Origin of the sequence: Glutamicibacter nicotianae, assembly GCF_006539525.1 — a bacterium.
Lineage (GTDB): Bacteria > Actinomycetota > Actinomycetes > Actinomycetales > Micrococcaceae > Glutamicibacter > Glutamicibacter nicotianae.
The window spans coordinates 1-22,094 of record NZ_BJNE01000021.1 but is presented as its reverse complement, the minus strand read 5'-3'; the positions used below and the strand labels follow the sequence as shown (position 1 = coordinate 22,094).

Sequence of the window (22,094 nt, the reverse complement as noted above, 5' to 3'; positions counted from 1 at the left end):
CCGGATCCTAGCGTGCTCGGCGCAGTCCCATCCATGCCCAGAGCGTGAGCGCAGCGGCCACCGCGGAGCAGAAGAGGGAGAAGACCAAGATGCTTTGCTGCTGCCCGAAGGCTCCCACGGCCCAGCCCAGCGCGATGACCGGAACAGCGCTGCCAAGGTAGGTCACCAGGTAGATGGTGGACACCGTCTGGGCGTGCTGCTGGTCGCTGACCGCATCAACAGCGGAGGCGAATGCGGTGCGGAAAGCAATGCCCTGGCCCAGGCCAAGGAGCACCAAGGCAGCGATCGCCCAGGCCAGCTGGCGATGCTCGGCGGCCACCGCCAACCCTACGGTGGAGGTCGCCATCAGCCCCAGTCCAATCGGCAGGAGCCTCTTCCCGCCACGCACCACCAGCTGCGACAGGGCGGAGATGCCCAAGGGCAGGCCGGCGATCAGGCCAATGGCCAACAGCGACTCCAAGCCGAAGGCACCGGCAAAATAGCCCGGGGCCAACGACAGCACGAACCCGAAGATGGCAAAGCTCAAGAAGCCGACCAGGGCAGCGAGCCAGAATTGCTCCCGCGCCGAGCTGGGGATGCCCAAGCGGCGTGGGGCCAGTGCTTTGCTCCGCTGACCGCGTTCGGCCAGCGCGATTGCGGGACGTGCCTGCAGGGTGCTCAAGGGAATCAAGACCAGCAGCAGCAAGAATGCCTGCACCACGAACACTGTGTGGCGTCCACCGGGCAGATCCGCTAGCGCGCCGCCGAGAACCGGACCGAAGGCGACACCTCCAGAAGATGCCAGCAACGTGAAGCGCGAGGCCCACTCTGGCCGGGATGGAAGCAGCTCGCGAAGCGCTGCTGCGCTGGCGCCGGTAGCCAAGGCGACCCCGGTGCCCTGCAGACCACGGCCAAGGCACAGTTCCAGCAGATTGCTGGCCGAAGCGAACACGAGCGTACCGGCGATCGAGACGACGACTGCTACCACCAGAGCTGCACGGCGGCCGATATGATCCGACCAGTGCCCCACCGTGGAAAGGAAGACCATCAGCGAACAGACATAGCTTGCGAAGGCCACTGTGGTTCCCATGGCGCCCAGGTGCAATTCGGCCTGCAGCGCCGGGTATAACGGTGTGGCCAGGTTGGCCCCGACCAGCAGCAGGAAGCTGACTGCCACGGTGATCACCAGCCGGGCGGTGAGCCCCGGGTTCCAGGAGATGACGCGATGGTTCATGGGCTGCATGCGCAGCTCGCTGATGACCGACAAATTCACTCCCAGAATCAAAGTAGCCACTACCAATTGGGCAAGAAAGGTGCCCGGAAGAGTTTTTACCGGTGGGGCCACTCGCTGCCCCACCGGTGAGTTGAGCGTTCTGCTTGCGTTTGTCTACTGCAACAGACCGTTCAATCACTAATATCCGCTCACCAGAAGCAACCAGGGATATTTCTTGCTAGAATTTGAGCAGTTTGTTCAAAAATTTGGCCCCGTAGTTGACCCGGAGTGAGCATATAGTGCGATTAGATGATATAGACCTGAAAGTGCTGCTCGCGCTGATCAAGGATCCCCGCATCCAGATCTCTGAACTCGCAGATGAGGTCGGTGTTGCGCGCAACACAGCGCAGTCGCGCTTGCGCCGGTTGCAGCGTGCCGAAATCCTGCGTGATGGCGGCCGCGACATCGATTTGAGCAAGCTCGGCTATGACGTCTTGGCCTTCGTGACCCTGGAAGTGAACCACCGCGACCTGGATTCGGTAATCACCGCACTGCGCCAGATCCCCAACGTGCTCGAAATCCATGAGACCTCCGGACGCGGCGATGTCTGGGTGCGGCTCATCGCCACCGACACCCACCAGCTGCAATCGGCGTTGCGCCAGATCCTGCGCATCAAGGGGGTCACCCGTTCGGAAACAACCTTCGCGCTCCATACGCATTTGGCCTACCGTGCCGCTCCCCTGCTGGAGCATTATGCGGAACATGACCACTAGGAAGTCATTCACTTTCCACTGCAGAAAACAAGTCTTTCGTTTCGAGTATTCGGGTCCTACTCTGGGAATACGAGAAGTCACGAGGTAAATCCCCGGCTTCCGGCGGATCCCTCGTATTCGACGAAGGAGTACGCAATGAGCAAGGATTTCGACACCACAGAATTTGCGCCGGAATACGGCAACGATATCTACGAACCGGATGACGGACGGGATTCCCAGGCTTACGAGGGCTCCAGCGACATGCCCGAGACGATGCGCAATCTCGACCCGCTGGCACAACGCCACTACCTCTATGACGATGATCTGGAAACCGAGGATGATCTGGACAACGAATTCGCCTCAGAAGATGACGAGGACGGGGAAAGTTCGGAACTCGTTGATCTTGAGGATGAACTCTAGTCCGCGGGCTAAGCAATTCTTGGGCTAAAGGCCATAGACTTTAGAAGTGATTAATCCAGTTCATCTGCGCACATTGCTCGAAGTGGTGGCGCATCGTTCCTTTGCCACGGCCGCAACCCGCTTGGGCTACACGGCCAGCGCTGTCTCCCAGCAGATGACAGCATTGGAGCGGAGCACCGGAACCACGCTGTTCCTGCGCGGCGCACGCTCCATTACCCCGACGCCCGGCGCGCTGCGCATGGTGCGCCACGCCAAACGAGTCCTGACCGACCTCGACGCGCTCATGGCGGACGTCGCCACGATCTCCACCGAAGCTACCGACCTTGAGGAAATCAAGCTTGGCATCTTCCCGTCGCTGGCCACCTACGCACTGCCGCAAATTCTCAAGGCCCCGGATTGGTCCTCCCTGGGCATCAACCTGCGCCTGTGGATCGGCGAACCCCAGCAGACTGTCGCGGGCCTTGGTACCGGCGGCGACCTCGACCTCGCACTGATCTTCCAGGTAGGCCCCGGAGGGCTGTCCTGGCCGGCATCCCTTGAACGCACCTGGCTGGGCGATGACCAGTTCCGCGTGGTCATCCCCGCATCCTGGCCCATCGCCGAGGACTCCCAGCTGACCGTGGACCAATTGGCCGAATGGCCATGGATCTTCCACCACCCGGGCACCTCGGACGCCACCCTGATTTCCCGCTTGTTCTCGTCCTACAACATCCACCCGCAGGTGGCCGCCTACTGCGATGACTTCAATGCGTCGCTGAGCCTGGTGTCCTCGGGTCTGGGAGCCGCATTGGTCCCCGATCTGGCCATGGCCAACGCTCCGGAAGGCATCCGCATTGTGGATGCACCAGAGATCCGCCTGGCCCGCTCCATCTTCGCGCTGAAGCCGGAGAATTCGAAGAAGCCGAAGGCAGCGCTGGTCTTGGACCGGCTCGCCCAGGTCCTCTCCCGCTAATTCATTGCGCCGCGGCCCCAGCGATGGCCGCCTGAGTCCCAAGAAAGAGGAATTCCCCGGTGGAGAACCCAAGCCCTGCAATTTCCAGTGACAGCGTGGTCATCGCGGCCGTGCATGGCCCCATCGGCCACATCCAGCTGAACCGCGCCAGCAAGCTCAACGCACTGACCCTTCAGATGCTCACCGAGCTGAGCCGGGTGCTGCGCGCCTGGGCCGCGGACCCGGCGATTTCCCTGGTACTGCTCACCGGCCGCGGCGAACGCGCCTTCTGCGCCGGCGGCGACATTGCCGATTTCCATGCAGCGGTCACCACCGGACGGCACCAGGATTTTGCCGATCTGCTCTCCGCCGAATTCGAGCTCGACTATCTGATCTCCGCCTACCCCAAGCCGCTGATCAGCCTTGCCCACGGCATCACCATGGGCGGAGGCATCGGGTTGGCCTCGCACGCACCGGTGCGCCTGGTGACCCCGAACGCCGCCATGGGAATGCCCGAAGCGAAGATCGGCTACACCCCTGATGTGGGCGGCAGCCACCTGCTGGCCAACGCACCGGGACACTTCGGCGAGTACTACGCCATGAGCGCGCAGTCCTTCACCGGAGCAGATGCAGTGCTTCTCGGTTTCGCCGACGTCGTGGTCACCGAGGAATTCGCCGCGAACATCCTCGATGAGCTCGAGGAATTCGCCGGGCTGAATGCCGGCGAGATCGCGGCGGCCATCGAGGTCATGCACGGAGCCCCGGAGTCCTTCGCACTGGAGATGGATCGCGGCTGGATCGACCATGCTTTCAGCGCCGGCTCCCCGCAGGAAGTCATCGAGCGCCTGGGGCAGATGGTCCATCCCGCGGCGCAGCGCGCGGCGCAGCTGCTGGCGGCGAACTGCCCCACCAGCATGGCCAGCGCGTTCTACAACGTGCGTGCCGCCCGTGCTGAGCAGGACCTGCGTTCGGCATTGGACCGCGAGCTGCGCTCGGCCCGCTACCTGATGCACCGCCCGGATCTTGCCGAGGGCATCCGCGCCCAGGTCATTGACAAGGACCGCAATCCCGCATGGATTCCGGCTTCGCTGGACGACGTCGACCACGCAGCCTTGCGGTCCCTGGCTGCTGGTTCCGAAGACTAGCTATCGGCCCCGGGCTTGCCCTCGGGCCGGGTGACATCTGCATGCACCGGGCGCACCTTTGCTGATTCCCTCGGCTCGATGCGCGGCGCGCTCACCGCATCTTCTGGTTCGTGGACCGTCGACGGGGTGATGTCCACGCTCCTGGGTGCCGCATAGTCCAGCGGCGCATGCTCGCCGAAGTGGTCCGCATCCGCCTCATCCCAATCCTCCTTCCAGGAACTTGGAATGTCCTCTAGCAGCTCGCCGGGACGCAGCCACTGGAACAGCGAAGCGTAGGAGCGGGTGGACTGCAGGTTCACCCGGCGGCGCAGCATCCTGGTGTTTAGCTGCTCCGGGCTGGTCAGCCCCATCGATGCTATGATCTGCGCGCATTCGGTGACGGTCAGGCGATGGTAGTTGTAGACGCGGTGCCCCTTGTCCTCCACATCCAGTGCGCGCATCAGTCGCTTGTTCTGCGTAGCCACGCCAACCGGGCAGTGGTTGGTGTGGCATTGCTGGGCTTGGATGCAGCCGGTGGCCATCATCATGGAGCGTGCCGAGAAGGTGAAGTCCGCCCCCTGGATCAGCCGCTTGATGATGTCCGAGCCGTTGGCGACCTTGCCCGCGGCGGCGAGGCGGATCTCATCGCGCAACCCGGCACCCACCAAGGTGTTGTGCACCAGCATCAAGCCTTCGGTCAGCGGCGCGCCAACATGGTCTTCGTATTCCAGCGGGGCGGCGCCGGTGCCGCCCTCGGCACCGTCAATGGTGATGAAATCCACCAGGATTCCGGTTTCCAGCATGCCCTTGCACAAGGCCATGACATCGGTGCGGGAACCGACGCAGAACTTGATCCCCACCGGCTTGCCGCCACTCAGTTCCCGGAGCTTCGCCACGAAATGCATCAATTCACGCGGGGTGGAGAATTCTGCGTGGCTGGCGGGCGAAATGCAGTCCACGCCCATGGGGACATCGCGGGCCGCAGAGATCTCCTCGGTGACCTTGGCAGCTGGCAGCACGCCGCCGAGCCCGGGCTTGGCGCCCTGCGAGAGCTTGATGGTGATGCCCTTGACGTTCTCGTGGCTCGCCTTGGCAGCGAAGGTTTCAGGGTTGAAGCGGCCTTCCGGGGTGCGGCAGCCGAAGTAGCCCGAACCGATTTCCCAGAACAGGTCGGCACCGTATTCCAGGTGGTATTTGGTCAGCCCGCCCTCGCCGGTTTCATGGACGAACTCGCCCGTCGCCGCTCCCTTGTTCATGGCCAGCACGGCGTTGGCGGACAGCGAACCGAAGCTCATCGAGGAGATGTTCATCAGCGAAATCTCATAGGGCTTCGAGCATTGGCTGGAGCCCACCCGGACGCGGTGCTGCGAGGTGGACGGGGCCACCGGGGCCGCCGAGTGCAGCAGGTATTCGTGGCCGACTTCATTGACGTTCAGCTCCGTGCCGAAGGCCTTGTGGCTATCTGCGCCCTTGGCCCGTGCATAGATCAGCGAGCGGGTATCGCGGCTGAAGGGACGTCCATCGGTGTTGCGCTCGATGAAATACTGCTGGATCTCGGGGCGGATGAATTCGAAAAGGTAGCGGGCGTGCCCGACGATCGGGAAGTTGCGCAGGATCGCGTGCTTCTTCTGCGACAGGTCCCTGATGCCCAGCAGCACCAGCAAACCGGTCAGCACGACAAGGATCCACCAGACCCATTCTCCGGAGGTGCCGGCAAGGATCGCCGTCACCACGAAGCCAGTGAATAGGACAGCCAGAAACAGGAGAACCACTATTCGCATCATATTGCGAGCCTAGTACGTCCCTTCCAGCTTGTCAGTCCCATCAAGCCAGCGCCCATGAATCAGCTGGGCAGGACCTTGTCTGCTTCGCGCACGGACATGCGGGAGAACAAGGATTGCTCGTCGGCCAGCAGATCCTGCGCCGCACCGCGTTCGCACACCCGGCCATCGCGGAGCACCAGCACGCTTTGTGCCCGGTGCAGGATCGAGAGCCGGTGGCTGATCATCAGCACCGCCATCCCTTCGGCGCGCCGGCGCTCCACAGCATCCAGGACCAGCTGCTCGCTGCTGGCGTCCAGCGCGCTGGTGGATTCATCGAGGATCAGCACCGCAGGCTGGCGCAGCAGCGCCCTGGCCAGGGCCACCCGCTGCCGCTGGCCGCCGGAAAGCCGTGCAAAGCGATCCCCCAGCCGGGTCTGCAAACCGTCCTTCTGCTTGCACAGCCATGGCCCCAGTCCCAGCTCTTCAAGGACCGCTTCCATCGCCGCGTCGCTGATCCCCTCGGCACCGAGCAGCAGGTTCTCGCGCAGCGTGCCGCGGATCATCACCGCCTCTTGGGAGACCAGGATGATTCGCTGGCGCAATTGCGCCAAGCTCGCCGCTTCCAGCTGCACGCCAGCAAAGCTCGCCATGCCTTCCGCTTCCACCGACCGCACGAGGGCGGCGGCGATCGAGGACTTGCCGGAGCCACTCTCGCCCACCATGGCGATCAAAGATCCCGGTTCGAGGTCGAAGTCCACGCCCTGAACTGCGCGATAGCCTTCGAATTCAACACAGAGATCCGAAACGCGCAAGGTGCCGGTGGCAGGCAGGGGCACCGGGTTGGCTGTTTCATGCACCGGATGGCTGGCTGCCGCGGTGGCATGCAGCCGGCGAGCGCTGGCCAGCGAGTCCTGCAGGCCCAGGATGAAGCCGTCCACGGCGCGCACCGCTTCATAGGACGGGACCAGGGCGCAGCACAGCAGGAGCAGCGTGCCGAATTCTCTGGCGGATCCCAGCAGGACAAAGAGCGTGAGCAGGCTGCCCCAGATCACCAGCTGGGTCAGCGTGGCCCGTACCGCGGTCCAGCTACCGGTCGAGCGGGCGGCCTGCCTGGTCTGCTGCAGGCTGCCGCGCAGGCTCTCCATGACCGGTTTGCCGGCGTTGAAGCCGTGGATCACGTCGATGCCGGCCAGCGTGTCGGTCAGCAGCTGATTCTGGACGCCGCGGGCGGCGGCGGTGCTCCGGGCGCTGGAGCGCAGGGAGCCGACGCCGATGGCCGGGATGAGCACGCCAATGAGCACATAGCCGGCGAGCAGCACCAGGGCCGGTTCGCTGCCGAAGAGCGACCAGGTGCCCCAGGTTGCCAGGGCGCTGACTACTACGGCCGCTACGGCCGGGGGCAGGGTGTGCGCGAAGAACACCTCTACCTTGTCGATGTCGCTGGTGGCCTTGGCGAGCATCCCGCCGGAATTCTTGGTGCCGGCGGTGAACGGCGCTTGGCGTTCGAAGGCCTCGTACATGCGGTTGCGCAATCGTGCCAGCGACAGGAACGCCACCCGGTGGCCAACATACTGTTCCAGGTAGCGCAGTGCTCCCTTGGCCAGTCCCAGGACGATGACCGCGGCTGCCAGCATGCCCCAGCCGGTGCCGGCTGGCAGCAACCCGGTGTCCAGCTGCAGGGCCTTGGCCAGGCCGAGGCCGGCGATGACGTAGATTCCCAGGGACGCCAGCCGGGTGGCGCAGGCGAGCACGCAGGCCAGCAGCAGCGGCGGGAGCAGATCCCTGGTGCTGCCCAGCAGCCAGGCGACGGTCGTGAGCGTGGAGGTTTTCTGCGTATGCATTAGTTCCCCTCCCCCATTTCGGTCCGGCCGCCGGAGTGCAGGGCTTCGGCGCGGTGGCGGAATCCGTCCATTGCCTCTTTGAGATAGCCATCGGTGGCCAGCAGTTCTTCGCGGCTTCCGGCTTGGATGAGCTGTCCCTGGTCCATGACCAGCACATAGTCGTAGTCGGCGAGCAGGCCCAGACGGTGGGTGACGGTAATGACCGTGGTGCTGCGGTCCAAGCCGCGCAGAGTTCCGAGCACTTCCGCTTCGCTCTGCACATCCAGGGCGCTGGTCGGTTCATCGAGCAGCAGTATCGGTCGCTGCGCAAGCAAGGCCCGGGCGAGCGCCAGGCGTTGGGCTTGGCCGCCGGAGAGGCGTGACCCGCCCTCGCCCAGGCGTTGGTCCAATCCATCGGGTTGCCCCTCGAACCACGGTCCCAACCCGACCCGGCGCAGCGTGTGGAGCAGTTCTCCGTCGCTGGCGCCTGGCGCACCGAGCAGGAGGTTCTCGCGCAGGCTCATGCCAAAGAGCGTTGCCTGCTGTTCCACCACGGCGGTGCTGGCTTTCAGGGTTGCCGGGCCCATGGCCTGGCGGACATCGCGGATGGTGCCGTCCGACGCTTCGAGCTGTCCCTGGAGCACGCGCAGCAGGGTCGTCTTGCCGCTGCCCGATGGCCCGATGATGGCGGTCCGCGAGCCTGCCGGGAAATGCCAGGAAATGCCGGACAGCGCCTGCTGCCCGCTGTCGTAGCCGGCGCTGACGCCGTCCAGGATCAGATCGCGGTGGCGCAGGTCCACGTCCAGCGGGTTGGCCATGGAGCGGTGCATCGAGATGCCGGCGACCTCTGCCAGCTTCTTCTCGGCGGCTTTCCCTGTCATCCCGATGTAGAAGAAGCTGCCCACGTAGTTCACCGGCGCGAGCATCAAGAAGCTCAGGATCACCAGGGACAGCGCTGCGCCCGGGGAGATCGCCCCGGAGCCGGCGCGCCACCAGGCCAGCAGGCAGGCGGTGGCGAGCAGCAGCACGGCAAAGCTTGAATCGATGACCAGCAGGATCAGCTGGTTGCGGGCCAGCAGCTTCATCACCTGCTGTCGTACCCGTTCGGTGGCCTTTTCGATGCGGGCGCCCATCCAGCGGCTGCCGCCGTTGAGCTTGAGCATGCCCAGGGAACGCAGCGCATCAAGGAAGGCCGCCGAGAGGATGCCCTGGGCTCGGCGGTATTCTCCGTTCGAGGCGCCGAAGCGCCGCTGGAAGCCCAGCACGATGACCGGAACCAGTGCGGTGGGAACCAGCATCAGCAGTGCGCTGAGCGGGTCAATGGCAAAGGCGATGAAGCACAGGATCAACACCGGGGTGGCCACCGCGGAGACGGCCGGGCCGATGAAGCTTGAACGGTACTTCACCGACCGTTCCACCGAATCCATGGCAGCATGGACCAGTTCCCCCTCGCCTGCGGCACGCACTGCCAGCGGGCCGATGGACAGATAGTGCTTGAGCAGCTTCATGCGGTGGTGCTCGGTGAGGTCTTGGCTGTTGCGCGAGATCACCACGGGAATCAAGAAAGTGGCGACGGCCATGGCCAGCAGCTCGCCGACGGCGCTGAAATACCATTGGGTGCCCAGCCGGCGATCGGACAAGAGCTCATCCAGGCCCTGGCCCACGACGATCACCAGGCCGGCGGTTCCGGCCGCGGCAATCAGGCTCAGTGCCACCACGATGGCTGTTGACGCCGAAAAAATTCCAAAGACCCTACGCACCCTCCTATCCTAGGCCAGAGCCACCCGGCAGCCTCCCGCCGCGGAATGTGCCGTCAAGGCGCGGGCCGTTGAAGCGTCATACATTGCCCGTGGCCTGCGAAGTGCGCGAAACTGGAGTGCATGAGCACTCCGGAGCTGAAACAACGTCCGCATTCTGTCACCCTGCGGTTCCTTGCCGCGCCGACCGACGTCGATGTCACCGGGATCGTGGCTGCGGGCACCGTTCTCGAATGGGTCGACAAGGCCGCCTACGCCGCGGCGGTGGGGTGGTCCTCCAGCTATTGCGTCACCGCCTATGTCGGCAACATCCACTTCGAGGACCCGATCCACTCCGGCGATCTGGTGGAGGTCACCGCTTCGGTGGTGTACACCGGCACCAGCTCGATGCATATCCATACCGAGGTGTCCTTCAGCGATCCGCGCGAATTGCGGCCGGTGAAATTCAGCAGCTGCCTGGTGATCTTCGTAGCGGTGGACGAGGAGGGCAAGCCGACACCGGTTCCAACGTTCACCCCGGGCACGGCCAAGGAAATCGCCATGCGCGAGAATGCGCTGGCACGCATCGAGATCCGCGAGCAGATTGTCGCGTCCATGAATGGCCAGGTCTACACCGATGAAGGCACCGCCGAGCGGGTTGTCCTGCGCTTTTTGGCGGCGCCGACCGATGTGAACTGGGGCGGCAAGGTGCACGGCGGCATCGTGATGAAGTGGATCGATGATGCCGCGGAGCTGTGCGCGGCCCGCTACTGCCAGCAGGAAACAGTTGCGGTGTTCTCCGGCGGGGTGCGCTTCTACCGGCCGCTGCTGATCGGCCACCTGGTGGAGGTCGAAGCCCGCCTGGTCTATACCGGCAACAAGGGCATGCACATTGCCGTGCATGTGCGTTCGGGCGATCCGAAGACCACCGACATGCAGCTGACAACCTACTGCCTGACCGTGATGGTCACGCGGGATGAAACCGGGACTGCTGTTCCGGTCAAGCCGTGGGTCCCGGTCTCCGAGGAGGACCGGCGGCTCTGGAATCACGCCCGCGACCTGCTGGCCATCCGCGCGAACGCGCCCGGCGGCTACACCCCAGTGCATCTGGCCGAGGAGAACGCCAAGTGAGCACAGATAAGCCATTCGTCAAGGTTTGCGGCCTCTCCACAGCCCAGGACGTGGCCGTTGCCGTGGCCCACGGCGCCGATGCCATCGGGTTCGTGCTGACCGAAAGCGTCCGCGAAATTCCGGTCCAGCGCGCTGCCGAACTGGTCAAGGCGGTTCCCGCAGGCATTGCCACCGTGGCAGTCTTCCGCAGCGAGGACATCGGCACGGTGCTGGAGCGGGCCGGACAGGCCGGCGTGGGCTGGGTGCAGCTGCATGGGCAGCGCACGGCCGCGGATGTGGCAGCCGCCCACGAGGCGGGGTTCAAGGTCATCCGTGCGGTACGCCGCAATGACCCCGAAGAGCAGTTCGCCGATTGGGGCGAGGAGCTGCTGCTCATCGACGCCTCGGTTCCAGGCAGCGGCGAAAGCTGGGACTATGCGGCGGTGAAGGACCTGGCCGCTGGACGCCGCTGGCTGGTGGCCGGCGGGCTGTCCGCGCAGAATGTGGCTGAAGCCTTGGCCGCCTCCGGCGCTTTCGGCGCCGATGTCTCCTCGGGCGTGGAGTCAGCTCGCGGGGTCAAGGAACCCAAGCTGATCGCCAGTTTCATCGAAGCGGCCAAGGCCTAGCCAAGCTCCCCGCGACAGCTGATTCAGCGGATCCAGTTATGCGGGGCGGGCTTGCGGGTGCTGGGCAGCGCACCGTCCTCTCGCCATTGGTGCAGCCATTGAGGCAGCACCAGGTCTTCTGGCATTTCCGCGCCGACAGCCGCCAGGATTTCCTCATTGGGAACTGCGCCCTTTTTCGAGGTCATGCGGGTGGCAATGTAGGCGCGGGCGTAGATCTCGCCCTTCACCACGATGCGCTGTTCGAAGTAGATGCACTTGTCGTCCATGCCGATCAGCCGGGTTTCCTGCGAGAACTTGGTTCCCAGGCGGACCGACTTGCGGAAGGTGACGGTCTCGGTCTGCACGACCGGAACCCACTTGTTCTTGGACATGATGTCCCAGACGCCAGAGCGGAACATCAAATCGAAACGCCCGAGGTCGAAGATGGAGAAGTACATGCCGTTGTTGATGTGGCCGGCAAAGTCGATATCGGTCAGCGTGGCGCGCATGTCCACTGAGCTGGTGTCGAACATGGTCAGCTTGGAAGCCTTCTTGCTTTTCAGGTAGACCAGGAAGATTCGGAAAATCATGTGCATACCATCACATTACTCGTTAGTAACCTTTATTCCTAGATCATGTCCTTCCCAGCTCAGCGTCGAGACTAAGCCTCCAGGCTCATGCCCGGAACTGCGCAAAACGGTAAAGTCGGTTCCAATGCCTGGCCAACGCAACAAACAAGGAACATCATGCGCCGACTGCCCGAGCTAGTTCACCGTCGGCTCCCCACGCTGCCTCCGGTGGATTGGGAACGCCCCGCTCCCGATCGGAAGGGACTGCGCCGAGATGTGATCGTTGCCGCGGGCTTCCTGCTGCTGGCGCTGGCCATGCACGAACTCATGCAGTCCCTGACCGAACGGGAGGACGCGCCAGATCGCCTGCTCTCCTACCTGGTGCTGGCGTCCTTGATCGTGCCGCTGATGTTCCGCCGGCGCTGGCCGATTTCGATGATGCTCATCGGCTCGGCTGCCTTCTTCGGCGCAGGTAACGAGAACACGTACCGGGTCGGCATGGAACTCTGCGCGCAGCTGGCCTATTTCATTGGCATCTACACGGCGGTTACCTGGTCGAAGAACCGCCGGGGCCTGTGGACGGCAATGAGCGTGGTGCTGTTGTTCATGGCCACCTGGCTGATCATTTCCTTTTTCTCCTCGGACCTGTTCAAGGCGACCGGCACCTCCATGGTCGAAGAACCGGCAGGCGTCCTGCCCGCAACCACGGCCTTCGTCCTCTACAACCTGCTGATGAACCTGATGTTCTTCGGAGGTGCGATCTTCCTTGGCATGGTCAGCTGGACCAATGCCTATGCCAGCCAGATCGTCGAAATCCAGGCGCAGCGCATTGCCGAGCAGTCACAGCAGCTGGCAGACCGCGCGGTCAACCAGGAACGGCTGCGCATTGCCCGCGAATTGCACGATGTCATCGCCCACCACATCGCCTCGGTGGGCGTCCAGGCTTCGGCCGCCCGCATGGTGCATGACCGTGATCCCCAGCAGTCAATCGAGCTGATGCGCGGCATCGAATCCTCGGCGCGCAGCGCAGTCAGCGAAACACGGGCCCTGCTGGGCGTATTGCGCGAACATGACGACCCGGATGATGTGCCGGGCTCGGCCGAGGGCGCACGGAACCCCGAACCGTCCATGGCGCAGCTCGATGAGCTGATCGCCACGAATGAGCGGCAGGGACTGGGCATCCAGCTCTCGTGCGATGAGCACCAGCCCGGTTTCATTTCTTCCCTGCCAGCCGGCCTGTCGCTCGCGCTCTACCGCATCAGCGGCGAGGCTCTGGCCAATGTCCGTACGCATTCCACTGCCCGCACAGCCACCTTCTCGCTGCGTTCGGGAACCGATGCGGAGGGCGCATGGGTAGAAGTCGAAGTCACCGACAGCGGCCGTCCCCGGCCTGATTCAGCCGGTGGCGGCTACGGCCTGCGCGGCATCCGCGAACGCGCCAAGCTGCATCACGGGCTGGTGGAAATCGGCCCGCGCATTCCGCACGGCTGGCGCACCCGAGCCCGGTTGCGGGTGGTGTCCGACGCGGCAACTACACTGTCATCATGAGCAAAATTACCGTGGTGATCTGCGACGATCAGTCCCTGATCCTGTCGTCGCTGAAATTGATCTTGCAAACCGACCCGCAGATCCAGGTCATCGGCACGGCAGAGAACGGCCAAGCGGGCCTGGACCTGGTCCGTGAGCTGAATCCCACGGTGGCGCTGATGGATATCCAGATGCCGCAGATGGATGGCATCGAAGCCACCAAGCTCATCGCCAGCACCACGCAGACCAAGGTCATCGTGCTGACCACCTTCAACCGCGACGACTACCTCTTTGACGCCATGGATGCCGGCGCCAGCGGTTTCCTGCTGAAGAATGCCGAACCTGAAATGCTGGTCACCGCTGTGCACCAGGTCGCCGCCGGCCATGGCCTGCTCTCCCCCGAAGTCACGCTGAAGCTCATCCAGCGTGGCACCGGGGCTGGCGCTGGCGCGGATTCGGCAGAGCCATCTGCCGAGGCACAGCAGCTTGAAACGCTCACCGAACGCGAACGCCAGGTCCTGTCCGAGCTGGCCCAGGGCAAGAACAACCAGGAAATCGCCGCGGTGCTCTCGCTGTCTGAAGCCACGGTGAAGACCCACCTGTCCAACCTGTTGGCAAAACTGCACCTGCGCGACCGGGTGCAGGGTGTCCTCTTCGCCCACCGCGCCGGACTCATCCAATAGTTTCATTCCCCAGAGGGAGCGCAAATGCTCCGTCTTTTCCTAAGCTGATGAGCAGGATCAATATCTGGCAGAGGAAAGCATGCTTGAGCTACATCATGTCTCGCGGTCATTCGCGCAGAATCCAGTCTTGAACGACATCAGCTTCACCGTACCGGGCGGGGCGCTGACCGGATTCGTCGGCGCCAATGGTGCCGGCAAGACCACCACCATGCGCATCATCATGGGATTGCTCAGTGCCGATTCGGGTTCCGTGACGCTCAACGGCCAGCCGCTGACCGGGGCTACGCGCCCCAACTTCGGCTACATGCCTGAAGAGCGCGGCCTGTATCCCAAGCAGCCCGTCATCGACCAGCTGGTCTACCTCGGACAGCTGCATGGCCTGACCCGCTCCGGTGCGCGCAAACGCGCCATGGAACTGCTGGCCCGCTTCGGACTCGATGACCGAGCCAAGTCGAAGCTCGAATCGCTGTCCCTGGGCAACCAGCAACGCGTGCAGGTCACCGCGGCACTGCTGCACGAACCCGATGTGCTCATCCTCGACGAACCCTTCAGCGGCCTCGACCCCATCGCCGTTGATGCGATGAGTTCGATCTTGCGCGACTATGCGGCGCGCGGCGTTCCGGTGCTCTTCTCGTCGCATCAGCTGGATCTGCTCGATGTGCTAGTGGATCATCTGGTGATCATCCAGGACGGCAGGATCCTGGCCGATTCCTCGGCTGATGAGCTCCGTGCAACCCAGGCTTCCCGCCACCGGCTCTCCCTGGGTTCCGACACCGGGTGGCTGCGCAGCGAACCTGGCGTCACCGTCATCGATATTTCGGGCCACGAGGCTTTGGTGAATTTCGATTCCGAATCAGATGCCCAACGCGTGCTGGCCACCGCCATGAGCCGCGGCCCGGTGGCAGAGTTCGCGGTCCACCGCCCTTCGCTGGCCGACATCTACCGGGAGATCATCAAGTGAACGCTTCCACAGCCCCATGGCTTATCGTTGCCCTGCGCGAAGTCGAAACGAAGCTGCGCGACAAGGCCTTCATCATCAGCACCATCGTGACCTTGCTGTTCATCGTCGGCTCGGTGGCCATTACCGGCGTCCTGGGCAATCGCACCTCGCATTTCACCGTGGCAGCCACCGACGATACGAGTTACCAGGTGCTGGAGCAGGTGATCAAGGATCGCCCCGACGATGTGGAATTGAGCATTTCACGGCTTACTCCAGAGAATGCCAAGCAGCAGCTCTCCGCCGAGCAGCTGAGCGCCATCTTGTCCGCTTCGGATGACGCACGGGAATTCACGTTGACCGGTTTCAACGAGGTTGACCAGGAGCTCAGCTCCCTGGTCCGCGAGGCGATGAAATCGGTGATGACCGATCAACTACTCGCCGAGGCCGGACTGGAATCATCCAGCCTGCCCGATAATGACGACTTGGTCACCGACCAGCTTCACGGCGACTCCGAACGGGCGGCGATGGCCAGTGTCATGGGACTGGTCTTCTCCTTCCTCTTCTACATGGCGGCGTTCCTCTTCGGCATGCCCATAGCCAATTCGGTGATTGAGGAAAAGCAGAACCGCGTGGTCGAGATCCTGGCCAGCACCATCCGCCTGCGCCAGCTGCTGGCAGGAAAAATCATCGGCAATGTCATTCTGGCGATGCTCCAGCTGCTGGCCTTCCTCAGCATCGGCTTGCTGGCCGCCTACATTTCCCCGATCCAGATCCCGTTCCTCGGAATCGTCACCCAGGTGGCCGGATGGTTCGTGGTGTTCTTCTTCGGCGGCTTCCTGCTCCTGGCCGGGATCTGGGCGGCCCTGGGGTCCTTGGCTACCCGCACCGAGGATCTGCAGCAGTCCAGCGGGCCGGTGGTAGGGCTGTTGATGGCGGTGCTGTTCATCGGGTTGTATGCCAAGGGCAGCTTCCTGGTGGTCGCTTCCTACATTCCCATCGTCTCCTCGGCGGCGATGCCCATCCGCCTGCTCTCCGGCGAGGTAGCGATCTGGGAACCGGTGCTTTCCCTGGCCATCCTGCTTGCCGCCTGCTGGCTCGTCTTGCTGTTCGCGGAGCGGATCTACCGCCGGGCGGTAATGCACACCGGTGGCGCGCTGACCTTGCGCAAGGCACTGAAGCTCGAGGTCTGAGCCGGCGAAGCGGGACCAAGACGTTGCACAGCCAGCGTCACTAGACTTGAACAAGTGAGCGAAGAAAAACCACTGTTGCATCTGCCGGCCCGCCTGATCATTGTCTGGCTGGTGCTGATCGTTGGCATTACCGGATCCACGCTGCTGTCCACCGCCGACTATGTCACCGGTGGCAGCCTGTTCTCGCTGATTGCCCTCTGGGTGATCAGGCTCGTGGCGATCGGCAGCTTCTGGCTGCTCGAAGCACGCAAGGACACGAAGATCTTCGCGATGCTGCTGGTCCTGCTGTCGCAGGTCCTGGACATCCTGCTGAAGCTGCCAGTGCTGGACACCGTGGAGTACGGCGACTGGTTCCTGGTCTCCGCGCTGGATCTGACCGGCATGTACACCGGCTACTTCACCGTGTGGGGCATCGTGCTCCCGGTGCTGTCGTTGGCCGGCTGGTTCATCCTGCGTCCGCGCAAGCTCGCCGGCTGGATTGCCGGCCTGCTCTCCGCGGTGGGCCTGGGCTTCGTTGCCCTGTCGGTTGCAGGTTCAGCCAGCGGATCCGTCTTCGCCTTCACCCTGGCGACCTTGGCGCGCTACCTTGTTCCTGCGCTGCTCGCCGCCGCGGCCGATTTCCTGGCCGCCAAGCTCAAGGAACGCAAGAAGTAGATAGTTCTCAAGAAAAAGGCTGTGGCCAGCATCCATTCACCTGGATGCTGGCCACAGCCATATGTGCTTACTCGCTAGATCAACTCATCGCTGAGGTGATTAGGGGTGCCGAAGCGGTGCGCGGTAATGGATACCGCCTGCTCATGCAGGAACGGAAGCATTTCCACACGCCCGGCAGCGGTCACCGGAGAAGCATAGACGGCCACGTCCGGCTTGCCGTCGGTCGCCTCGGCAACCGCCTTCACCGAGCCGCCGATCAGGCGGATGCGGGCAGCGGAATCCGGGCCGGTCTTCGCAGCCAGCTTCGCCGCGCGGGCGGCGAAGGCCGCGGCATCCTCGCGCACCACGGTGACCGAGTTCTCGGCCAGCAGGTTGCGCACGCCTAGCGGCAGCGGCTCATCAGCGGAGAAGAGCACGCGGGACCCTGCGGTGACGCCGGCGGCGATGACGCGCAGCGCCTCGGCCAGGCCGTGGCCGCTGGTGGCTTCCTCGAAGCGCACGGTCACATCGACCGGACGGTAGCGCAGGATGTTGCGTTCGGCGAGCAGGCCCGAGCGGTCCTTGGCCTGGTTGAACTCGGTGTTCCACCACAGCTTGTCGCTGGCCAGCGCGGAGCGCAGCCACTGCGCCTGCTCCGAGTCCAGTTCGGCGGTGTTCAGCAGGCGTTCGTCGAAGGCCGAGAGCGCCGCGCCCTGCTTGGCCGGGGCATCGGTCCACGAGCCCATGCCGACAAGGTAGTTCGGTCCGCCGGCTTTGGTGCCTGCGCCGATGGCCGACTTCTTCCAGCCGCCAAATGGCTGGCGCTGCACGATGGCGCCGGTGATGCCGCGGTTGGCGTAGATGTTGCCCGCCTGGATGTTCTCCAGCCAGTAGCCCATCTCCGCCGAATCCAGCGAGTGCAGGCCCGAGGTCAGTCCGTAGTCCACCTCGTTGACAATCTCTACCGCTTCTTCCAGCGTATCGGCGGTCATCACTCCGAGGATCGGACCGAAGTATTCGGTCTTGTGGTATTCGCTGCCGCGGGCCACGCCGTAGCGCACGCCCGGCGAGTAGAGCTTGCCCGAATCATCGAGCTGCTTCGGCTCGATGGCCCAGCGCTCCCCGGCGCCCAGGGTGGTCAAACCGCGCTTGAGCTTCTCGCCCGGCTCGCCGATCAGCGGGCCCATCTGCGATTCCGGGTTCCACGGGTAGCCGACCTTCAGCGACTTCACCGCGTCGATCAGCTGGTTGTTGAAGCGGCGGGATTCTGCCACCGAACCCACCAGCACCACCAGCGAGGCGGCCGAGCACTTCTGTCCGGCGTGGCCGAAGGCCGAGGCCACGACATCGCGGGCGGCCAGGTCCAGGTCCGCGTTCGGGGTGACGATGATGGCGTTCTTACCGGAGGTTTCGGCCAGCAGCGGCAGGTCCTTGCGGAAGGAGCGGAACAGCTCGGCGGTCTCGTAGCCGCCGGTGAGGATCAGGCGGTCAACGCGCTCATCGGCAACCAGCTGCTGGCCCAGCGAGCGGTCGCCCACGAAGACCAGCTGCAGCACGTCCTTGGGCACCCCGGCATCCCACAGGCACTGCACCATGACGGCGCCCACGCGGGCGGCCTGCGTGGCAGGCTTGATGATCACCGCGGATCCGGCGGCCAGCGCGGAGAGCGTGGAGCCGGCAGGGATCGCCATCGGGAAGTTCCATGGCGGGGTCACCACGGTCAGCTTCGAGGGGACGAACTGCGCGCCGTCCACGGCATCCAGTTCGCGGCCCAGTTCGGCATAGTAGTGCGCGAAGTCGATGGCTTCGGAGACTTCCACATCGCCCTGGTCGATGGTCTTGCCGCATTCAGAGCCCAGCACCTCCAGCAGGGTGGCGCGGCGCTCCTCGAAGAGCAGGCCGGCGCGGTGCAGGATCTGCGCACGCTCGGCCGAGCCCAGCTGCTGCCAGCCGGCGGCGGCATCCACGCCCATGGCGATGGCTTCGTCAAGCTCGCCGGCACTGTTCAGCGTATTGCCTTTCACCAGGTCCTTGCCCAGCGGCGAGTCCTGCATCTTGGACAGGATCTCGCGTCCCCAGGCACGGTTCTGCGCCAGATCCGGGTCGGTATCAGGGGTGTTGAAGAATTTGGTGGTGCCGTCGGCGAAACCTGCCACGCGAGCGCCCAGCTCGGGGTCCTGGACCTGGCGGTTCTGCACGCGGTGCGGGGCGGGAACCACATTGGCCATGGTTTCCAGCGACGCGAGGAAGCGGTTCTTCTCGCGTTCGAACAATTCCTCGCTCTTGGCCAGCTCGAAGACTGCCGACATGAAGTTTTCCTGGCTGGCGCCTTCTTCGAGGCGGCGGATCAGGTAGGCGATGGCCACGTCGAATTCCTGCGGGTGCACCACCGGGGTGTAGAGCAGCAGCGAGCCGACTTCCTTGCGCACCGCTTCGGCCTGGCCGGTGGCCATGCCCAGCAGCATTTCGAACTCGATGCCGTCGGTGACGTTGCGCGACTTGGCCAGCAGCCAGGCCAGGGCGACATCGAAGAGGTTGTGCCCGGCAATGCCGATGCGGATGTTCTCCACATGTTCCGGGCGCAGGGCGTATTCCAGCACCGACTTGTAGCTGGTGTCGGAGTCCTGCTTGGTGTGCCAGGTGGCCAGCGGCCAGCCGTGGATGTCTGCTTCCATGGTTTCCATGGGCAGGTTGGCGCCCTTGACCACGCGGACCTTGATTGGCGCGCCGCCGTCGGCCACGCGGGCCGCGGAGAATTCCTGCAGCTGGATCATCGCGCTCAGGGCATCGGGCAGGTAGGCCTGCAGCACGATGCCGGCTGGCAGCTCCTTGAACTCCGGCTTGGACAGGATCTTGGTGAAGACCGCCATGGTCAGCTCCAGGTCCTTGTACTCTTCCATGTCCAGGTTGATGAACTTCTTCTTCGGGCTGCTGGCAGCCAGCTGGTACAGCGGCTGCAGCTTTTGAACGATGTGCTCCACTGCTTCGTCGAAGGCCCAGTGGTTGTGCGGGGCGACGGTGGAGGAAACCTTGATCGATACGTAGTCCACGTCATCGCGTTCAAGCAGCTTGGTGGTGCCATCCAGCCGGCGGGCGGCTTCGCCTTCGCCGAGGATGGCCTCGCCGAGCAGGTTGACGTTCAGGTGCACGCCCTCGCGCTTGATCTTGGAGATCGCGCCGCCGAGCTTGGCATCCGAAGCGTCGATGATCAGATGGCCCACCATTTCGCGCAGGACCCTGCGGGCGATGGGGACAACTACCTGCGGCATAGCCGGGGCCAGGGCGCCGCCGACGGCGACTGCCTTGCGCATGTACCAGGGCAGGAAGCCTGGAACCATGGGGGCCAGCTGCTTGAGGTTGGCCGCCGCGACCTTCAGGTCTTCGGGGCGGATCACGCCGTCGACGAAGCCCACGGTGAAGTCCAGGCCCTTGGGATCCTTGAGCACGCCGGCCAGGCGGGCGGCGGCGGCATCCACCGGGTAGTCGGAGGCTTCGGTGAGCCAGCGGCGCACCAGCTTGATGACGTCGTCAGCAAGTTCGGCCGGCGAGGTGAGCGGGTTGCCGTCGGCATCCAGTGCGGCTGGCACTGCCTGCTGGGTATGGGTGAAAGACACTGGTGGTCCCTTCGATGCAATTCGTACTTGTGGTTCGGCACCGAACGCTGATGTCGTTATGGCTTTTCTTGGCGTTTCGCCGTGGCCGGCGGAGCGCAAGGAAAAGCTGTGTGCAAGATCGAGTATGAACCCTTATTGTCTTAAGCAAAAGTGAACAAAGCCGAAGATGATCGTTCGGTTTTGCCAAAGTATCTGGGCTCCGTGAGTCCGCATTAACTGAATGGCGGTAAAACCGTGCTTGAACTGAGAAGATTGCGCCTGCTTCGCGAGCTGCATATCCGCGGAACCATTGCCGAGGTGGCCGATGCGCTGAGCTACTCGCCCTCCTCGGTGTCGCAGCAGCTGAGCCAGCTGGAAGCGGAAACCGGGGTGGAGCTCCTGCGGCGCACCGGGCGCACGCTCAAGCTCACCCCGCAGGCGCAGATCCTGGTGGCCCACACCGAGGAACTGCTCGACTCCATGGAGCGCGCCGAAGCGGATTTGTCCGCGGCCATGTCCACCGTTTCAGGAACCGTCCGACTAGCGGTTTTCCAGACCGCAATGCTGCGCCTCATGCCGCCGGCGCTGCGCGAACTGCGCACCAAGCACCCCAACCTGCGAGTGGAAATGAGCCAGCAGGAACCAGCCGATGCACTGAATGAAACCAGCAGCCGCAACTTCGACCTGGTGGTTGCCGAGCAGTACTCGGGGCACTCGGCGCCGCACTACGGCAACCTCGATCGGCGTGTTCTGACTCACGATCCGATCCGCCTGGCCTTGCCGGCGCGAGGCGGAGCCGGGAACGCCGAATTCGACCGGGTGCACCACCTGGAGCACGCCAATTCCCTGCCCTGGGTGGTCGAGCCCGACGGGGCCGCCAGCCGGCACTGGGCCCTGCAGGCTTGCCGGCTTGCAGGGTTCGAGCCGGACCTGCGCTACGAAACCGCTGATTTGCAGGCTCACGTGCAGCTTGTCGCCTCGGGCAACGCCGTGGCGATGCTCCCGGAACTGGTGCTGCGCGACCAGCGCCACGCCCTGCGCACGGTGGATCTTCCCGGCGCTCCCGAGCGCACGATCTTCACCGCCATGCGGCATTCTTCCGCCCAGTCCCCGGCCATCCGCGCGGTACGCAAATCGCTGCATGCCCAGCCCGGAATGAGTGATGCAAGCAACTCGGCGATTTTGGCTACACCCGCAGACTTCGATACGGTCGACTAGATAACAGATAGATCACAGACCGAATGGCACCCGGCGACAAACCCGGGAAATAGTGCCATAGTGGTGACTCGCACCACAGAAATCCGCGCCTTTGGCGGCTGGGAATAGCCGCAGGCACAAACGGTAATGAGGAAAAATGTCCGACCAGACTTTCCAGATGATTGCGATCGCAATTTACATGGCCGCGATGCTTGGCATCGGCTACATTGCATATCGCCGCACCAACAACATTGACGACTACATGCTGGCCGACCGCGGCCTGAAGCCCTGGGTTGCCGCCCTGTCCGG

18 protein-coding genes are annotated in these 22,094 nt (G+C 63.9%); 12 read left to right on the top strand and 6 right to left on the bottom strand.

The window, feature by feature from the left end; all coding sequences use genetic code 11:
- Positions 1-7: 7 nt before the first annotated feature.
- Positions 8-1,273, bottom strand: coding sequence for an MFS transporter (locus tag ANI01nite_RS15255; RefSeq protein ID WP_307723217.1), 1,266 nt, complete (start codon positions 1,271-1,273; stop codon positions 8-10).
- 218 nt (positions 1,274-1,491) lie between these two features.
- Here ANI01nite_RS15255 and ANI01nite_RS15250 point away from each other — a divergent pair, with 218 nt between their 5' ends.
- From ANI01nite_RS15250 to ANI01nite_RS15235, 4 genes are all read left to right on the top strand, one after another.
- Entirely contained in the window at positions 1,492-1,965 is a 474-nt protein-coding gene (locus tag ANI01nite_RS15250) for an Lrp/AsnC family transcriptional regulator (protein ID WP_174787695.1), read from the top strand.
- Between the two features lie 135 nt (positions 1,966-2,100).
- A complete protein-coding gene (locus ANI01nite_RS15245; RefSeq protein ID WP_038991625.1) occupies positions 2,101-2,364 on the top strand; it encodes a hypothetical protein in 264 nt (87 codons plus the stop codon).
- A 46-nt stretch (positions 2,365-2,410) separates the two neighbouring features.
- A complete protein-coding gene (locus ANI01nite_RS15240) occupies positions 2,411-3,316 on the top strand; it encodes a LysR family transcriptional regulator (protein ID WP_038991624.1) in 906 nt (301 codons plus the stop codon).
- Positions 3,317-3,375: 59 nt separating this feature from the next.
- Complete coding sequence (locus tag ANI01nite_RS15235; protein WP_121867273.1) at positions 3,376-4,440, top strand: enoyl-CoA hydratase/isomerase family protein; 1,065 nt, start codon at positions 3,376-3,378, stop codon at positions 4,438-4,440.
- Here ANI01nite_RS15235 and ANI01nite_RS15230 read toward each other — a convergent pair.
- The 3 genes from ANI01nite_RS15230 to ANI01nite_RS15220 all read right to left on the bottom strand — a co-directional run bounded on the left by ANI01nite_RS15230 (position 4,437) and on the right by ANI01nite_RS15220 (position 9,720).
- Positions 4,437-6,200, bottom strand: coding sequence for an FMN-binding glutamate synthase family protein (locus ANI01nite_RS15230; protein ID WP_233125405.1), 1,764 nt, complete (start codon positions 6,198-6,200; stop codon positions 4,437-4,439). The two genes, ANI01nite_RS15235 and ANI01nite_RS15230, sit on opposite strands and share 4 nt — an antisense overlap.
- A 62-nt stretch (positions 6,201-6,262) precedes the next feature.
- The gene (locus tag ANI01nite_RS15225) at positions 6,263-8,023 is read right to left on the bottom strand and encodes an amino acid ABC transporter ATP-binding/permease protein (protein WP_141359008.1); all 1,761 of its coding nucleotides are present in this window, start codon (positions 8,021-8,023) and stop codon (positions 6,263-6,265) included.
- The gene (locus tag ANI01nite_RS15220) at positions 8,023-9,720 is read right to left on the bottom strand and encodes an ABC transporter ATP-binding protein/permease (protein ID WP_170214668.1); all 1,698 of its coding nucleotides are present in this window, start codon (positions 9,718-9,720) and stop codon (positions 8,023-8,025) included. Before ANI01nite_RS15220 ends, ANI01nite_RS15225 begins: the two co-directional genes overlap by 1 nt.
- A 162-nt stretch (positions 9,721-9,882) precedes the next feature.
- Between ANI01nite_RS15220 and ANI01nite_RS15215 the strand changes: the two genes are divergently transcribed.
- Positions 9,883-10,869 (top strand): acyl-CoA thioesterase, encoded by a 987-nt coding sequence (locus ANI01nite_RS15215; RefSeq protein ID WP_141359004.1) that lies wholly within the window; start codon positions 9,883-9,885, stop codon positions 10,867-10,869.
- Positions 10,866-11,474 (top strand): phosphoribosylanthranilate isomerase, encoded by a 609-nt coding sequence (locus tag ANI01nite_RS15210; protein ID WP_141359002.1) that lies wholly within the window; start codon positions 10,866-10,868, stop codon positions 11,472-11,474. Before ANI01nite_RS15215 ends, ANI01nite_RS15210 begins: the two co-directional genes overlap by 4 nt.
- Before the next feature lie 23 nt (positions 11,475-11,497).
- On the opposite strand, the gene ANI01nite_RS15205 is transcribed toward ANI01nite_RS15210, so the two are convergent.
- A complete protein-coding gene (locus tag ANI01nite_RS15205; RefSeq protein WP_141359000.1) occupies positions 11,498-12,049 on the bottom strand; it encodes an acyl-CoA thioesterase in 552 nt (183 codons plus the stop codon).
- A 150-nt stretch (positions 12,050-12,199) separates the two neighbouring features.
- Between ANI01nite_RS15205 and ANI01nite_RS15200 the strand changes: the two genes are divergently transcribed.
- The 5 genes from ANI01nite_RS15200 (at position 12,200) to ANI01nite_RS15180 (ending at position 17,016) form a co-directional block, all read left to right on the top strand.
- Positions 12,200-13,570: a sensor histidine kinase gene (locus ANI01nite_RS15200; protein ID WP_170214667.1), complete on the top strand. Its 1,371-nt coding sequence runs from the start codon at positions 12,200-12,202 to the stop codon at positions 13,568-13,570.
- The gene (locus ANI01nite_RS15195; protein WP_141358996.1) at positions 13,567-14,232 is read left to right on the top strand and encodes a response regulator; all 666 of its coding nucleotides are present in this window, start codon (positions 13,567-13,569) and stop codon (positions 14,230-14,232) included. The genes ANI01nite_RS15200 and ANI01nite_RS15195 overlap by 4 nt, the downstream gene beginning before the upstream one ends.
- Before the next feature lie 79 nt (positions 14,233-14,311).
- A complete protein-coding gene (locus ANI01nite_RS15190; protein WP_128469127.1) occupies positions 14,312-15,193 on the top strand; it encodes an ABC transporter ATP-binding protein in 882 nt (293 codons plus the stop codon).
- On the top strand, positions 15,190-16,362 hold the full coding sequence (locus tag ANI01nite_RS15185; protein WP_141358994.1) for an ABC transporter permease: 1,173 nt from the start codon (positions 15,190-15,192) through the stop codon (positions 16,360-16,362). Before ANI01nite_RS15190 ends, ANI01nite_RS15185 begins: the two co-directional genes overlap by 4 nt.
- Before the next feature lie 54 nt (positions 16,363-16,416).
- Complete coding sequence (locus tag ANI01nite_RS15180) at positions 16,417-17,016, top strand: hypothetical protein (protein ID WP_141358992.1); 600 nt, start codon at positions 16,417-16,419, stop codon at positions 17,014-17,016.
- Positions 17,017-17,090: 74 nt separating this feature from the next.
- Here ANI01nite_RS15180 and ANI01nite_RS15175 read toward each other — a convergent pair whose 3' ends face one another.
- On the bottom strand, positions 17,091-20,609 hold the full coding sequence (locus ANI01nite_RS15175) for a bifunctional proline dehydrogenase/L-glutamate gamma-semialdehyde dehydrogenase (protein ID WP_141358990.1): 3,519 nt from the start codon (positions 20,607-20,609) through the stop codon (positions 17,091-17,093).
- Positions 20,610-20,843: 234 nt separating this feature from the next.
- On the opposite strand from ANI01nite_RS15175, the gene ANI01nite_RS15170 reads away from it, so the two are divergent.
- Positions 20,844-21,806, top strand: coding sequence for a LysR family transcriptional regulator (locus ANI01nite_RS15170; protein ID WP_141358988.1), 963 nt, complete (start codon positions 20,844-20,846; stop codon positions 21,804-21,806).
- Positions 21,807-22,094: the final 288 nt, after the last annotated feature.